General features: G+C 73.2%; 13 protein-coding genes. 7 read left to right on the top strand and 6 right to left on the bottom strand.

From position 1 onward, the window contains the following. Window positions 1-9: 9 nt before the first annotated feature. From ACGFX4_RS22165 to ACGFX4_RS22155, 3 genes are all read right to left on the bottom strand, one after another. A complete protein-coding gene (locus tag ACGFX4_RS22165) occupies window positions 10-1,098 on the bottom strand; it encodes an amidohydrolase family protein (protein WP_393077019.1) in 1,089 nt (362 codons plus the stop codon). Window positions 1,099-1,114: 16 nt separating this feature from the next. Continuing rightward, window positions 1,115-2,446 (bottom strand): glutamine synthetase, encoded by a 1,332-nt coding sequence (locus ACGFX4_RS22160; protein ID WP_393077016.1) that lies wholly within the window; start codon window positions 2,444-2,446, stop codon window positions 1,115-1,117. 87 nt (window positions 2,447-2,533) lie between these two features. Further along, entirely contained in the window at window positions 2,534-3,394 is an 861-nt protein-coding gene (locus tag ACGFX4_RS22155; protein WP_393077014.1) for a GyrI-like domain-containing protein, read from the bottom strand. 238 nt (window positions 3,395-3,632) lie between these two features. Between ACGFX4_RS22155 and ACGFX4_RS22150 the strand changes: the two genes are divergently transcribed. Together ACGFX4_RS22150 and ACGFX4_RS22145 are read left to right on the top strand one after the other, a co-directional pair. Beyond that, complete coding sequence (locus ACGFX4_RS22150) at window positions 3,633-4,268, top strand: TetR/AcrR family transcriptional regulator (protein ID WP_393077135.1); 636 nt, start codon at window positions 3,633-3,635, stop codon at window positions 4,266-4,268. 63 nt (window positions 4,269-4,331) lie between these two features. Continuing rightward, window positions 4,332-5,819, top strand: a complete 1,488-nt coding sequence (locus tag ACGFX4_RS22145) for an MFS transporter (protein ID WP_393077011.1) — start codon at window positions 4,332-4,334, stop codon at window positions 5,817-5,819. Here the strand turns inward: ACGFX4_RS22145 and ACGFX4_RS22140 are convergent. From ACGFX4_RS22140 to ACGFX4_RS22130, 3 genes are read right to left on the bottom strand one after another with little or no spacing between them, the layout of a single operon-like run. Then, the gene (locus ACGFX4_RS22140; RefSeq protein WP_393077008.1) at window positions 5,806-6,492 is read right to left on the bottom strand and encodes a hypothetical protein; all 687 of its coding nucleotides are present in this window, start codon (window positions 6,490-6,492) and stop codon (window positions 5,806-5,808) included. The genes ACGFX4_RS22145 and ACGFX4_RS22140 overlap by 14 nt on opposite strands. A 54-nt stretch (window positions 6,493-6,546) precedes the next feature. Then, window positions 6,547-7,128, bottom strand: coding sequence for a Uma2 family endonuclease (locus tag ACGFX4_RS22135; RefSeq protein ID WP_393077006.1), 582 nt, complete (start codon window positions 7,126-7,128; stop codon window positions 6,547-6,549). Between the two features lie 36 nt (window positions 7,129-7,164). Next, window positions 7,165-7,578, bottom strand: coding sequence for a DUF6194 family protein (locus tag ACGFX4_RS22130; RefSeq protein WP_393077004.1), 414 nt, complete (start codon window positions 7,576-7,578; stop codon window positions 7,165-7,167). Window positions 7,579-7,641: 63 nt separating this feature from the next. On the opposite strand from ACGFX4_RS22130, the gene ACGFX4_RS22125 reads away from it, so the two are divergent. From ACGFX4_RS22125 to ACGFX4_RS22105, 5 genes are all read left to right on the top strand, one after another. Then, entirely contained in the window at window positions 7,642-8,349 is a 708-nt protein-coding gene (locus ACGFX4_RS22125) for a MerR family transcriptional regulator (protein ID WP_393077002.1), read from the top strand. Window positions 8,350-8,711: 362 nt separating this feature from the next. Continuing rightward, window positions 8,712-10,487 (top strand): 3-hydroxyacyl-CoA dehydrogenase family protein, encoded by a 1,776-nt coding sequence (locus tag ACGFX4_RS22120; protein WP_393077000.1) that lies wholly within the window; start codon window positions 8,712-8,714, stop codon window positions 10,485-10,487. A 197-nt stretch (window positions 10,488-10,684) separates the two neighbouring features. Continuing rightward, on the top strand, window positions 10,685-11,590 hold the full coding sequence (locus tag ACGFX4_RS22115) for a TetR family transcriptional regulator (RefSeq protein ID WP_393076997.1): 906 nt from the start codon (window positions 10,685-10,687) through the stop codon (window positions 11,588-11,590). A 366-nt stretch (window positions 11,591-11,956) separates the two neighbouring features. After that, a complete protein-coding gene (gene ccrA / locus ACGFX4_RS22110; RefSeq protein WP_393076993.1) occupies window positions 11,957-13,294 on the top strand; it encodes a crotonyl-CoA carboxylase/reductase in 1,338 nt (445 codons plus the stop codon). After that, window positions 13,294-15,315: a protein meaA gene (locus tag ACGFX4_RS22105; RefSeq protein WP_393076991.1), complete on the top strand. Its 2,022-nt coding sequence runs from the start codon at window positions 13,294-13,296 to the stop codon at window positions 15,313-15,315. The genes ccrA and ACGFX4_RS22105 overlap by 1 nt, the downstream gene beginning before the upstream one ends. Window positions 15,316-15,317 lie beyond the last annotated feature (2 nt).

Below are 15,317 nucleotides of genomic sequence, written 5' to 3'. Positions count from 1 at the left end.
CGGTTGTGGTCACAACCGGTAGAGGCGGCGGGCGTTGGCCCCGGACGTCCGGCGGGTGATCCGGCCGGCGTCCGCCGCCGTGCACGCGCCGTCCTGCTGCCACCCGGCCAGCAGGACGGCCAGCGCGTGCCGGAACTGCGCCGCGCCGGCCAGGTACAGCTCGGGCAGGCCGTACGCGTCGGTGGAGAACAGCACCTGGTCGAACGGGGCCACCTCCAGCACCTCGCCGAGCACGGCGGCCGCCCGGGCGCCGGTGTGCGACAGGGTCAGCCCGACGTCCACGGACACGTGCGGGAAGCAGTGCGCCAGCCACGCCGCCGTGCGGTGGTACGGGTAGCAGTGCAGCAGCACCACCGGCACGCCGCGCGGCCCGGCGGCCCGCAGGAAGTCGGCCAGCAGCGCCGGGTCGCCGTCGGCCGGGCGCAGGTCCGGATCGCCGAAGCCGGTGTGGAACTGGATCGGCAGCCCGCAGTCCAGCGCCGTCCACAGCAGGTGCCGGCCGAGCACCGGGTCGGCGAGGCGGGTGCGCGGGCCGCGCAGCCACTCCCCCGCCGCGCGCAGCACCTCGGCGGCGGACGGCGGTTCGGGCGGGACGGCGAGGCCCGAGCGGTACGCCAGCACCGACTTGAACGCGACCGCGCCGCCCGCGACCGCGCCGTGCAGCGCCTCGGCGGTGGCCGCCAGCCAGCCGGCCGGGTCGGCGGCGTCCCGCGCGGTGCGCTCGGCCACCGACTCCAGGCGGACCACCTCCCGGACCTGCGCGCCCGCCGCGGCGCCGAGGTCGGCGAGGGGGAGCAGCGGCCGGCCGCCCGCCGCGGTCAGTCCGGTATCGACCAGCAGCGTGTCCAGCCCCGCGGCGCGCAGCAAGGTGCCCGCCGGGTCCGGGAGTTCGCGGCGGCGGGCCAGGTAGTCGGCCGGCTCGGCGAGCGCGGGCAGCCCGAGCGCCGGTGCGCACCAGCGGCGGACGGCCAGGCCGATCGAGCTCTCCCAGCGGGAGGTCCCGGGCGCGGGCGGGAGGTCCGACTCGGTGAGCAGGGCGGCGAACGCCGCGCCGTCGAGGTCGCCGGCGAGCACGCTGTGGCAGTGCTGGTCGATCATCGCTCGGCCGCGCCGGTCAGTAGCGCCAGCGGGTGGCGTCGATGATCTCCTCGGGGGTGCGGCCCTCGAAGAGCTCGCTCTCCGCCTCGCGGACGGCGAGCACCGCCGCGTGCAGCTGGGGGCCCATGGCCTCGCGCAGCACCTCGGAGTCGCGCAGCGCGGCCGCGGCCTCGGCGAGCGTGGCGGGCAGCCGCTCCACCCCGTCGGCCGTCGCGGGGTCGCCGGGCACCTCGGGCGGCAGCCGCAGCGCCCGGTCCAGCCCGGACAGCCCGGCGGCCAGCACCCCGCCGACCGCCAGGTACGGGTTGGCGGCGGCGTCGAAGCACTTGACCTCGGCGTTCGCCTGCTCGCCCGTCGAGCCGGTGATCAGCCGCAGCGCCGCCTCCCGGTTCTCCAGCCCCCAGCACCGGTACGGCCCGGACCAGCGGGCGGGGACCAGGCGCAGGTAGCTGGCCGCGGACGGCGCGCCGAGCGCCAGCAGCGCGGGCAGCTCGGCGAGGACGCCCGCCAGGAACGCCTCCGCCTCCCGGGTCAGCCCGTGCGGGCCGAGGCCGCCGTGGCCGAGGTTGCGGCCGTCGCGCCACAGGCTGAGGTGCAGGTGCCCGCCGTTGCCGACGCCGAACGGGGTGACCGCCGGGGCGAAGGTCGCCCGCAGGCCGTGGCGTTCGGAGACGGCGAGGACGGTGTGCCGGACCAGCAGCGCCAGATCGGCGGCCTCCACCGGGCCGGCGGCGGCGACCGACACCTCGAACTGGCCGGTGGCGTACTCGGGATGGATCTGCAGCACGTGCGTGTGCTGCTCCTGCAGAGCGCGCACCACGTCCCGCAGGTAGTCGGAGGCGCCGATCAGCCGCCGCATCCCGTACGCGGGGCCGGCGCCCGCCCCGGTGCCGCCCTCGGCACACACCACCCACTCCACCTCGAAGCCGGCCCGCACGGCGAGCCCCCGGCTCTCCAGCCCGGCCGCCGTGCGGGCGGCGAACAGCCGCTGGCAGCCGGGGTGCGGCGTGCCGTCCTGCGCGTACCGGTCCACCGGCGCCCAGGCCCAGCCGGGCTGCGCGGCCAGCCGGGTCAGCCGGTCGAGGTCCGGCACCAGCCGCAGGTCGCCGACCGGGCCGCCGCCGGGCGCCATCGCGTCGTCGACCAGGAAGTGGTCGAAGCACGGCGACGCACCGACGCCCCACTGGGCCGCGTGCTCCAGCTGCCGGACCGGCACCGCCTTCACCCGCCCCACGCCGGCGTTGTCCACCCACCCGAGCGCGACCGCGTCGACGCCCTCCGCCTCGATCCGGGTCGCCGCCACCCGCGCCCGCGAGGCCCGCTCCGCACGGTCCCGACTGCTCGTCATGCCGCCCATCCTCCCGCCGCCGCGGGCCGTCGTCCGTACCCGGCCGGCCAGGTTCACCCGATCAGGGGCGGCCCGCCCACCCGCCCGCTACCGCCGCTCCACCGGGATCCACAGCTCGGCCGTCATCTCGCCCTCCACCGGCGCGGGCCGGACGGTGAGCAGCTCCGGGCCGGGGCGGCTCGCGTACGGGTTGGACGGGAACCACTGGGTGAAGACGTCCCGCCACAGGTACTGCAGGGCCTGCGGGTACGGCCCGGTGTTCTCGAACACCGCCCAGGTTCCCGCGTCGACGGCCAGCGCGTCCAGCCCCTCGGGGGCCGGGGCGGAGGTCACCGCGGCGTGGTAGTAGTCGAGTTCGACCCCTTCCTCGCGGCTGTCGGCGAGGTGCACGACCGCCGAGAGGACGCCGGCGGGCTGCTGGTCGCCGAGCGCGGCGATCCGCCGCAGGGTCTCCGGGTCGATGCTGCGGATCAGCGCGGCAATGTGCGGGTTCTCCCCGAGGTGGACCAGCGGGACGCGGGCCCGCCGTCCGACCACCCGGAACTCCTGCTTCTCCACGATCCGGTACCGCATGGTGGTGCTCCCTTCGACGGTGAGGCGGAAGGAGAGCCGGGGCTGCGCGGTGAGCGCGGCGCCGGTCCGGCGGGCCTCCCCCGGCCCGACGCCGTGCACGCTGCGGAACGCCCGCCCGAACGCCTCGGCCGAGCCGTAGCCGTACCGCACCGCGATGTCGAGCAGGGTCCGCTCCCCCGCGAGCACCTCCGCCCCGGCGACGGTCATCCGGCGCCGGCGCAGGTACTCCGACAGCGGCATCCCGGCCAGCGCCGAGAACAGCCGCCGCAGGTGGTACTCGGAGGTCAGCGCGATCCGCGCGAGCTCGGCGGGGTCGACGTGCCCGTCCAGGCGCGAGTCGATGTGCTCCATCACCTGGTTCAGCCGGTCGAGCACCCGGGCTCCTTCCCTTGTTCTGTGGTCACCACCGTAGGAACGGGCGGCCTCCGTCGACCCGATCATCCGTGCCCGCTTCGATCGGGTGTGCAGCAGTACGCCGACCGACTTGGCAGAGTGTGACTCAGGTCACACCCGTCGGAGAAATTCCGGGGACAGACTCCCCGTTTACCCGTATGTTCGTAGAAGCGGGGAGACATTCCCCGGAAGCCTGGAAGGGAGGCCCGCCGTGAGCACCATCGTCAGCACCGCCCCGGCGCCCAAGCAGCGTGCGGACGCCACCCGCAACCGGGCCCGGATCATCACCGCGGCGCGCGAGGCGTTCGTCGAGTACGGCGCGCTGGCGCCGCTGGACGAGATCGCCCGCCGCGCCGGCGTCGGCAACGCGACGCTCTACCGGAACTTCGCGGACCGGACCACGCTGATCCACCAGGTCGCCCTCTCGGTCATCGCCCGGGTCGTCGACCACGCCGAGGCGGCCGTCGCCGAGGAGCCGGACTCCTTCGCCGCGCTCAGCCGCTTCGTGCACGCCGCCGCCGACGAGCGGATCGGCGCGCTGTGCCCGCTCCTCTCCGGCGCCGTCGACCACGACGACCCCGAACTGGAGGCCTCCCGGGTCCGCCTGGAGCGCGCCACCAACGACCTGATCGCCCACGCCCACGCCGACGGCCTGCTCCGCACCGACGTCGGCGCCGGGGACGTGGTCATCGCGATCACCCAGCTCACCCGACCGCTTCCCGGCACCGACTGCGTCGGCCTGGACCAGTTCGTCCACCGCCACCTGCAGCTGTTCCTGGACGGGCTGCGGAACCCCGCGCCGTCCGTGCTGCCCGGCCGTGCCGCCACCCTGGAGGACCTCAAGCAGCGCGCCTGACGGCTCCTCCGCCCCACACTTCCCGATCTTCGTACGCTCTCGCACAGACAACGGGGTACCCCCATGCCTGAAAACGCCCTCCAGCCCGATCCGAACCGCTGGAAAGCGCTGATCTTCATCGGTCTCGCCCAGCTGATGGTCGTCCTCGACGCGACCGTCGTGAACATCGCCCTCCCCCGGGCCCAGGCCGACCTCGGCATCTCCGACGGCAACCGCCAGTGGGTGATCACCGCGTACGCCCTGGCCTTCGGTGGTCTGCTGCTGTTCGGTGGCCGGATCGCGGACCTGTGGGGCCGCCGCCGGACCTTCCTGGTCGGCCTCGGCGGCTTCGCCCTGGCTTCCGCGCTCGGCGGCGCCGCCGCCAACACCTCGATGCTGCTCGGCGCCCGCGCCCTGCAGGGCGTCTTCGGCGCGCTGCTCGCCCCGGCCGCCCTCTCGCTGCTCGCCGTGATGTTCACCGACGGCAAGGAGCGCGCCAAGGCGTTCGGCATCTACGGCGCCATCGCCGGCGGTGGCGGCGCGATCGGCCTGATCCTCGGCGGGCTGCTCACCGAGTACCTGAACTGGCGCTGGACCTTCTACGTCAACATCCCGTTCGCCGTCGTCGCCATCGCCGGCGCGATCCTGGTGATCCGCGAGCCCGCCGTGGGCCGCAACAGCAGCAAGCTCGACATCCCCGGCGTGCTGCTGGTCACCTCCGGCCTGGTCTCGCTGGTGTACGCCTTCACCCGCGCCGAGTCCGACGGCTGGACCTCCGGCACCACCATCGGCCTGTTCCTCGCCGCCGCCGTGCTGCTCGTCGCGTTCGTCTTCGTCGAGAGCCGGGTCAAGGCGCCGCTGCTGCCGCTGCGCGTCGTCCTCAACCGCAACCGCGGTGGCGTCTACCTGTCGCTCGGCCTCGCCGTGATCGGCATGTTCGGCCTGTTCCTCTTCCTGACCTACTACCTGCAGGTCGTCCTCCACTACTCGCCGGTCACCACCGGCCTGGCCTTCCTGCCGATGGTCGCCGGCATGATCACCGGCTCCACCCAGATCGGCGCCCGGCTGATGACCCGGATGCCCGCGCGCTACCTGATGGCGCCCGGCTTCCTGGTCGCCTCGCTCGGCATGCTGATCCTCACCCAGATCGACCTCGACACCTCGTACTGGGCGCTCCTCCCGGGCCTGATCCTGATGGGCCTCGGCATGGGCACCGCGTTCATGCCCGCCATGAGCCTGGCCACCTACGGCGTCGAGCCCAAGGACGCCGGTGTCGCCTCCGCCATGGTCAACACCTCGCAGCAGGTCGGCGGCGCGATCGGCACCGCCCTGCTCAACACCATCGCCACCAGCGCCACCACCACCTACCTGGCCGCGCACCACACCGGCCCGCAGCAGCTGGTCCAGGCGCAGGGCATGGTGCACGGCTTCTCCACCGCGATCTACTGGTCCTTCGGGATCCTGATCCTGGCCGGCGTGGTCGCCTTCACCTTCATCAACGCCGGCCGCCCCGAGCCCCACACCGTCGCCGAGGGCAACGTCGAGGACGCCGTCCCCGTCATGGCCCACTGACACCGTCCGGCACCCGACAGCCCCCGCCCGCACCCCGCGGCCGGGGGCTGTCGCCGTCCCCGAGCACCGGCAGCTCCTCGCCGGCCGACGGCTCCCGGTCCTCGATCAGCCAGAACAGGTAGCCGCGCAGGTCGTCCTCCAGCCCGTCCTCCAGGTACGCGGCGTACTCGTCCGCCTCGCCGTTCTGCCCGGCGATCCACTCCCGGACCCGCCCCCGGCCGGCCCACCACTCCCGCACCAGCTCAGGCGTCCAGTGCTCGTCGCCGTTCCAGCAGTACCCGTCCATCGGCTCCAGCGCGCCCGCCTCCAGCAGCGCCTCCACCTCGGCAGGGGTGTGCGGCTGCCGGAAGACGAAGTCCGCGCCCGCCTCGTCCGGCAGCACGCTCTCGGGCGCCACCCCGGGCCCGGACCCGCCGGTCAGGGTCTCCGTGCAGTACACCGGCCCCGGCACGTTCAACCAGTGCCGCTCGCTCCAGGCCCCGGTCTCGTCCAGCCGGACCGACGCCCGCGCGTACGGCAGCGGATCCCAGTAGGCCAGACCCTCCGGACGCTCCGGCAACACCCGCGGCACCGCGTCCGCCGGACCGGCCGGCTCCCGCAGGACGAGCCACACTCCCACGACCAGGCCGAGCAGCGCATTGCCGATCAGCGCGACCATCACATGCTCGAACATGCCGTGAACCCTAACGGCCCGCCGGAATCGTCCGGCGGGCCGCGTCCCGGCGGTTCAGCGAGCGAAGTCCTTCAGTTCGTCCGTGTCGAGCGTGATGTTGACGGGCTCGGGCAGGACGACCGTGTGGCCGTAGGACAGGGTCACGACGGACCGGTAGCGACCGTCCTCCGGCTCGCTGTGGACGGTGATCGCGTCGGCGTCGCGGTCAACCAGGAGATAGACCGGGATGGCGCTCTGCGCGTACGCCACCGGCTTCTCCACCCGGTCACGCCGGTCGGTGTCCGGGTCGAACGAGGTGATCTCGACGACCATCAGCACACCACTCGGATCGGACCACTCGCCCTGCCCGGCAAACGTTCGCCGGGGTACGAGCGAACCGTCCGGCCTGGCCAGGCCGCTCCGGTAGGTCTCCACGCGGAGGCCCTGCTCGGGGTGGAGTCGAAGGTCCGGGCGCTGCTGGAGGCACCGCTCCAGGAGCCACATGATGATTTCGCCGTGGTCGCCGTCGGGCACCGGCTTGACTCCGACCCTGCCGTTGATGAACTCGAGGGTGACGTCTTCGCGTTCAGCGGTTATGGCGATGGCTTCGAACGCTTCGAGGGTCATCTGGGGCCGGTCGGTGGTCATGACTGCCATGGTGTCCTCCTTGCGGTGCTGAGGCCACCGTACGAGCTAGGCCCGGCGCTCGTGGCGGGATCGGGCGCGGTCGTGGGCGGCGCGCAGGAGCTCGTGGAGGGCGCCCGAGGTGCGCGGGCCCGGGTTGGTGACGGCGAGCCAGCCGCCGTAGACGGGGTGGGCGAGGACGGTGTCGTCCGGTCCCTCGGTCGGGTGGTCGGCCGCGTCCCTGCCGGCGGCGATGTTGACGCGGAAGGCACCGGGACGGTCGAGGCGGGAGGCGGTGTCACCCGGGTAGTCCTTGGTGACGACGGTGGCGAACGGCTGGCCCTTCGGGAGGACGCCGTCGGGGGCGTAGTAGAGGAAGACGTCGCCCCAGGCGATCTCGGGCGAGCCGTCGCCGGGGGCGGGGCGGAGGGTGAGCACGCCGTCGAGTCCGGCGGTGAAGGCGATGATGTCGTCCAGGGTCATGTGTTCCAGCGTTCCATTGAAGTGGTTGTGGAGACTTCTGCGCGGCGGACCGGGGAGAACAGGGTGTCGGGTCTCAAGACGGTGGATGTGGCGCGGCGCGCGGGCTGCTCGGTGCAGCAGGTGCGCAACCTGGAGCGGGACGGGGTGCTGCCGCCGGTCGCGCGGACGGCGAGCGGGTACCGGGTGTACGCCGAGGCGCACGTGGCGGCGGCGCTGGCGTACCGGCTGCTGGCGGCGGGCGCCGGGCCGGCGAAGGGGCGGGCGATCGTTCGGGCGGCGCACGGCGACACCCACCAGGCCCCGGCCCTGCTGGACGCGGCGCACGCCCGGCTGCACGCCGAGCGCACCGGCCTGGCCCGGGCGGTGGAGGCGGCACGGGCGATCGCGGGCGAGCCGATCGCGGAGGTCCGGGCCTCGGACGCGCTGACGGTGTCGGAGCTGGCGGCGGCGCTGGGCGTGCGGACGTCGACGCTGCGGCACTGGGAGGGCGAGGGGCTGGTCACCGCGGAGCGTGCCGGGCCGCGCCGGGCCCGCCGCTACTCCCCGGCCCAGGTGCGGGACGCCCGGGTGGTCCACCAGCTGCGGCTGGCCGGGTACCGGATCGGGCCGCTGCGCGCGCTGGTGCCGGAGCTGCTGCGCTCGCCCGGGGAGCTGGCCTCGGTGCTGGCGGCCCGGGAGGCGGCGCTCGCCGCGCGGTCCCGTGCGCTGCTGGACGGCGCGGCCGCGCTCTCGGCCGTGCTGGCGGCCGGCGACGAGGGCGGCGACGCGTAAGGAAAAGCGTGTCGTGTCTGACAGCACGCACCCTTCCTACCCGCCAGTAACTCGGCTACAGTGACCGCACGCACCACCGCCGGGCCTCGGGAGCCGCACCGGCGGGATGCGCGGCCGCGTCATCCGCGAGCCGCCCGGGTGCTTCCTCCCTTCATGCGCAGTACGTCAGCGCCGCTTCCTCGTTCCTGAGTTTCCGAGCGCCTGAGCACCACGGCACACCCGCAGCACGGCCGGAGCGGACCGGCCCTGCGGGCTGCCGCGCACCGTCATCACTTCATGTCCGCGCCGTCGGACCCTCCCTCCGTACCGCCATGCCCGGTACGGGGGCGCGCGCGGGCCCATGACCTCAAGGAGTCTGGACAATGGAGCGTCCCTTCCCCACTGTCGCCGTCGTCGGCCTCGGCACCATGGGTGCCGGGATCGCGGTCGCCGTGGCCCGCAGCGGCCGCCGGGTGATCGGCATCGAGGCCGGCCCGGACCAGGCGGCCCGCGCGCTGGCCCGGATCGAGGAGGCGACCGCCCGCGCCGTGGAGCGCGAGCGGCTGACCGCGGAGATGCGTACCGCGCTGCTGGCGCTGATCCAGGTCGGTCACGACCTGGGCCGGGCGGCCGAGGCCGACCTGGTGATCGAGGAGGTCCCGGAGCAGCTGGAGCTGAAGCGGGAGATCTTCGCCGAGCTGGACCGGATCTGCCCGCCGGAGACGGTGCTGGCGACCGGTACCACCGCGCTCAGCGTGACCCGGATCGCCGCCGCGACGGCCCGCCCGGAGCGGGTGCTGGGCGTGCACTTCTTCAACCCGGTGCACAGCATGAAGCTGGTCGAGGTGGTCCGGACCGTCCTGACGTCGCCGCAGGCGGCCGAGGACGTCGCGGAGTTCGCGCGCAGCCTGGGCAAGGAGCCGGTGGCCGCGGGCGACCGGCCGGGCTTCATCGTCAACGGCCTGCTGTTCGCGTACCTGAACCAGGCGGCGGCGATGTTCGAGTCGCGGTACGCGACCCGGGAGGACATCGACGCGGCGATGCGGCTGGGCTGCGGCCTGCCGATGGGCCCGCTGGCGCTGCTGGACCTGATCGGCATCGACACCGCGCGCACCGTGCTGGAGGCGATGTACGAGCAGTCGAAGGACCGCCTGCACGCCCCGGCGCCGATCCTGGGCCAGCTGGTGGCGGCGGGCCTGCTGGGCCGCAAGTCCGGCCGGGGCTTCTACACGTACGAGGCGCCGGGCTCGTCCAAGGTGGTCGCCGAGTCGGCCGCCGCCGGTTCGAACCGCCCGGCGGGCCGCGAGGTGCGCACGGTGGGCGTCTGCGGCAGCGGCACGATGGCGACCGGCATCGTCGAGGTCTTCGCGAAGGCCGGCTACACGGTGTTCCTGGCGGCCCGCAGCCAGGAGAAGGCGGACGCCGCCAAGGCGCAGCTGGCGAAGTCGCTGGAGCGCTCGGTGGCCAAGGGCCGGCTGAGCGCCGAGGCCCGGGACGCGGCGCTGGCGCTGGTCACCCCGACCGGCAGCTACACCGACCTGGCCGAGGTCGACCTGGTGGTCGAGGCGGTGGCGGAGGACCTGGGCGTCAAGCGCGAGCTGTTCGCCGCCCTCGACAAGATCGTCCGTCCGGGCGCGGTGCTGGCCACCACGACGTCCAGCCTGCCGGTGATCAGCTGCGCGACCGCGACCTCGCGGCCGCAGGACGTGATCGGCATGCACTTCTTCAACCCGGCCCCGGCGATGAAGCTGGTGGAGGTGGTCTCCACGGTGCTGACCGCCGAGGACGTCACCTCGACCGTGCTGGAGCTGTGCGCCAAGGTGAAGAAGCACCCGGTGGAGTGCGGCGACCGGGCCGGCTTCATCGTCAACGCGCTGCTCTTCCCGTACCTGAACGACGCGGTGCGGATGCTGCAGGAGCACTACGCGACGGTGGACGACATCGACACCGCGATGAAGCTCGGCTGCGGCTACCCGATGGGCCCGTTCGAGCTGCTGGACGTGGTCGGCCTGGACGTGTCGCTGACCATCGAGCAGGTGCTGCACCAGGAGTTCCGCGAGCCGGGCCTGGCCGCCGCCCCGCTGCTGGAGCACCTGGTGGCGGCCGGCTGCCTGGGCCGCAAGAGCGGTCGCGGTTTCCGCGACCACGCACGGCGATGACCGGGCGCCCGGTGAACTCCCCGTCGGGCCCCACCCCGACGGGGGCCGCGGCCGCGGCCGGCGCGGCCAGGGGGCCGTGGGGCAGCGGCCCGGTGTCGGCCCGCTGGCCGCGTCCGGCGGCGGTGCCGCCGTCCGCTCCCGTCCGCAGGGCGGCCAGGCCTGCGGCGACCGCGCCGGGTGCGTGTAGCGTTCCGAACATGGATCGCCAGACGTCACCCTCCGCGCAGCAGCCGGCCGCCTCCCGCCCGGACCAGGGCCGGGCGGCGGAGGCCGGAGCCGGCAGCCGGCGGGCCGCGGCGCAGCGGCAGCAGATGCGCCAGGACCTCGCGGCGGCGGCGATGGAGCTGTTCGCCACCCAGGGGTACGAGGAGACGACGGTCGATCAGATCGCGGCCGCCGCCGGGGTGGCCCGGCGGACCTTCTTCCGGTACTTCCGCTCGAAGGAGGAGGCGATCTTCCCGGACCACGACGACACCCTGGTCCGGGTGGCCGACCTGCTGGCCAGCGCGGAGGCGGAGGAGCACCCGCTGGACGTGGTGTGCCGGGGCATCAAGGAGGTGCTGCGGATGTACGCCGAGACGCCGGGCGTCTCGGTGGCCCGCTACCAGCTGATCCGCCAGGTGCCGGCGCTGCGCGAGCGGGAGATCGCGGTGGTGGCCCGCTACGAGCGGCTGTTCACCCGGTACCTGCTGGGCCGGTTCGACGCGGCGGAGGAGACCCCGCCGGGTTGGCAGCGCGGCGGGGACGACGACTCGATGCTGGCCGAGGTGTCGGCGGCGGCGGTGGTCGCGGCCCACAACCACGTGCTGCGGCGCTGGCTGCGGGCGGGCGGGCACGGGGACGTGGAGGCGCAGCTGGACCACTCCTTCGACGTGATCCGCGGGACCTTCTGGCCGACCCCGCCGAGCGGTGCGCGACGCCGTGGCACTCCCGTGGCACCCGGTGCCATTGGTGACGCTGTGTCGTCGGAGGAGGTGGCAGCGGTGAGCGCACTCAGTGCCAGTCCGAGTGGTGAGGTACTCATCACAGTCGCCCGGACGGACGCACCGCTGGAGCTGGTCGTGGACTCGATCAAGGCGGCGCTGAGCGGCTCGCAGGCCTAGCGACGAAGGGCATTTCCGCACTTCACAGCGGATTCGAAGGCCCGCCCCCGGGTTTCGGGGACGGGCCTTCGGCATGTCCGGGCCACTGTGGTCCACGGCACTCGAATCGCTGACACCCGGTGTCTTTACGAGTGGCACAGGGTGCCACTACCTTGTTGTCACCGGTCGCGGCGCCGCGGCTCCCCACCTCGGCGCGCCGTGTCCGGCGTCCCCACACCTCGGGGGCGATCGAGCTCGTCAGCAGTCGGCGACACACCAGCAGTCGTCACCGCACACCCCACCCAGACCCTCAGCGAAGCCGGTGTCCGCTCCCGGCTCCCCCAGACGCCCTGTGACCCTCGCACAGGTACGCCTTCGGAGGCAGCCATGCAGGAAATTCTCGACGCGATCATCAGCAGCGACGCCACGTCGGCTGACTTCGCCAACATCGCGCTGCCCGAGTCCTACCGGGCCGTGACGCTCCACAAGGACGAGGAGCAGATGTTCGCCGGCCTCGACAGCCGCGACAAGGACCCCCGCAAGTCGCTCCACCTGGACGAGGTGGCGCTGCCGGAGCTCGGCCCGGGCGAGGCCCTGGTCGCCGTCATGGCGAGCTCGGTCAACTACAACACCGTGTGGAGCTCGATCTACGAGCCGGTCTCCACCTTCGGCTTCCTGGAGCGCTACGGCCGCCTGTCGCCGCTGACCAAGCGTCACGACCTGCCGTACCACGTCCTCGGCTCCGACCTCGCGGGCGTCGTCCTGCGCACCGGCGCCGGCGTCAACGCCTGGAAGCCGGGCGACGAGGTCGTCGCGCACTGCCTCTCGGTCGAGCTGGAGTCCCCGGACGGCCACAACGACACGATGATGGACCCGGAGCAGCGCATCTGGGGCTTCGAGACCAACTTCGGCGGCCTGGCCCAGATCGCCCTGGTGAAGACCAACCAGCTGCTGCCCAAGCCCAAGCACCTCACCTGGGAGGAGGCCGCCTCCCCGGGCCTGGTCAACTCCACCGCGTACCGCCAGCTGGTGTCGCAGAACGGCGCCGGCATGAAGCAGGGCGACAACGTGCTGATCTGGGGCGCCAGCGGCGGCCTCGGCTCGTACGCCACCCAGTACGCGCTGGCCGGCGGCGCCACCCCGATCTGCGTGGTCTCCAGCGAGTCCAAGGCCGAGATCTGCCGCGCCATGGGCGCCGAGGCGATCATCGACCGCTCCGCCGAGGGCTACAAGTTCTGGAAGGACGAGAACAACCAGGACCCGCGCGAGTGGAAGCGCCTGGGCTCCAAGATCCGCGAGTTCACCGGCGGCGAGGACGTGGACATCGTCTTCGAGCACCCGGGCCGCGAGACCTTCGGCGCCTCGGTGTACGTCACCCGCAAGGGCGGCACCATCGTCACCTGCGCCTCCACCTCCGGCTTCATGCACCAGTACGACAACCGCTACCTGTGGATGTCGCTGAAGCGCATCGTCGGCTCGCACTTCGCCAACTACCGCGAGGCGTTCGAGGCCAACCGCCTGGTCGCCAAGGGCAAGATCCACCCGACCCTGTCCAAGGTCTACTCCCTGGAGGAGACCGGCCAGGCCGCCCTCGACGTGCACCACAACAAGCACCAGGGCAAGGTCGGCGTGCTCTGCCTGGCGCCCGAGGAGGGCATGGGCGTGCGCGACCACGAGCTGCGCGCCAAGCACCTGCCGGCGATCAACCGCTTCCGGGACATCTGATGGCCGACCGGGACCGCCCCTGGCTGATGCGCACGTACGCCGGGCACTCCACCGCGAGCGACTCCAACGCGCTCTACCGGCGGAACCTGGCGAAGGGTCAGACCGGCCTGTCGGTCGCCTTCGACCTGCCCACCCAGACCGGCTACGACTCGGACCACGTGCTGGCCCGGGGCGAGGTCGGCCGGGTCGGCGTCCCGGTCGGGCACGTCGGCGACATGCGCACCCTGTTCGACGGCATCCCGCTCGAGCAGACCAACACCTCGATGACGATCAACGCCACCGCGATGTGGCTGCTGGCGCTCTACCAGGTGGTCGCCGAGGAGCAGGGCGCGGACATCGCCAAGCTCACCGGCACCACCCAGAACGACATCGTCAAGGAGTACCTCTCCCGCGGCACGCACGTCTTCCCGCCGGGGCCGTCGGTGCGGCTGATCACCGACATGATCGCCTACACGGTCGGCAACATCCCGAAGTGGAACCCGATCAACATCTGCAGCTACCACCTGCAGGAGGCCGGGGCCACCCCGGTCCAGGAGATCGCGTACTCGATGTGCACCGCGATCGCCGTCCTCGACGCCGTCCGCGACTCCGGCCAGGTGCCGGCCGAGCGGATGGGCGAGGTGGTCGCCCGCATCTCCTTCTTCGTGAACGCGGGCGTCCGCTTCGTCGAGGAGATGTGCAAGATGCGCGCCTTCAACCTGCTCTGGGAGAAGGTCACCCGCGAGCGGTACGGCATCGAGGACGCCAAGCAGCGGCGCTTCCGCTACGGCGTGCAGGTCAACTCGCTCGGCCTGACCGAGGCGCAGCCGGAGAACAACGTCCAGCGGATCGTGCTGGAGATGCTCGCCGTCACGCTGTCCAAGGACGCCCGCGCCCGCGCCGTCCAGCTGCCCGCGTGGAACGAGGCCCTCGGCCTGCCGCGCCCGTGGGACCAGCAGTGGTCGCTGCGCATCCAGCAGGTGCTGGCCTACGAGTCGGACCTGCTGGAGTACGGCGACATCTTCAACGGCTCGCACGTGGTCGAGGCCAAGACCCGGGAGCTGCTGGAGGGCGCCGAGGCGGAGATCGCCAAGGTGCTGGAGATGGGCGGGGTCATCCCGGCCGTCGAGTCCGGCTACCTCAAGTCCAACCTGGTCGCCTCGCACGCCGAGCGCCGGGCCCGGATCGAGGCCGGCCAGGACAAGATCGTCGGCGTCAACTGCTTCGACACCACCGAGGAGAGCCCGCTCACGGCCAACCTCGACGACGCGATCATGGTCGTCGACCCGGCCTCCGAGCGCTCGGTGCTCGCCTCGCTGGAGAAGTGGCGCGGCGAGCGCGACGAGGCCGCCGCCCAGCAGGCGCTGGAGGACCTCAAGCGGGTTGCCGCGACCGACGAGAACCTGATGGCCGCCACCCTGGCCTGTGCCCGGGCCGGCGTGACCACCGGCGAGTGGTCCTTCGCGCTGCGCGCGGTGTTCGGCGAGTACCGCGCCCCCACCGGGGTCGGCGGCGCGCCGGTCGCGGTGGCGTCCGAGCCGGGCGGCGAGCTGGCCCAGGTCCGCGAGGCGGTCGCCGCGACCGCCGCCGAGCTCGGGTGCGGCAAGCTGCGCCTGCTGGTCGGCAAGCCGGGCCTGGACGGCCACTCCAACGGCGCCGAGCAGATCGCCGTACGGGCCCGCGACGCCGGGTTCGAGGTGGTCTACCAGGGCATCAGGCTGACCCCCGAGCAGATCGTGTCCGCCGCCGTCGCGGAGGACGTGCACTGCGTGGGCCTGTCGATCCTCTCCGGCGCCCATCCGGAGCTTGTGCCGGACGTCATACAGCGCCTGCGCCGTGCCGGGGTGGAGGATGTGCCAGTGATCGTCGGAGGCATCATCCCCGCCGCGGACGCCGAGACCCTCAAGGCCGGCGGGGTCGCCGCGGTCTTCACCCCGAAGGACTTCGGCATCACCACCATCATCGGCCGGATCGTGGACGAGATCCGGCTCGCCAACAGGCTCCAGCCTTGGGCCGCGACCACGACCAGCGCGACCAGCTGACC

The sequence above is a fragment of the Kitasatospora sp. NPDC048365 genome (genome assembly GCF_043200835.1).
GTDB classification, from domain to species: Bacteria; Actinomycetota; Actinomycetes; order Streptomycetales; family Streptomycetaceae; genus Kitasatospora; species Kitasatospora terrestris.
Note: the sequence above shows the minus strand (reverse complement) of the source record. Positions and strands in the feature narration are given on the sequence as shown.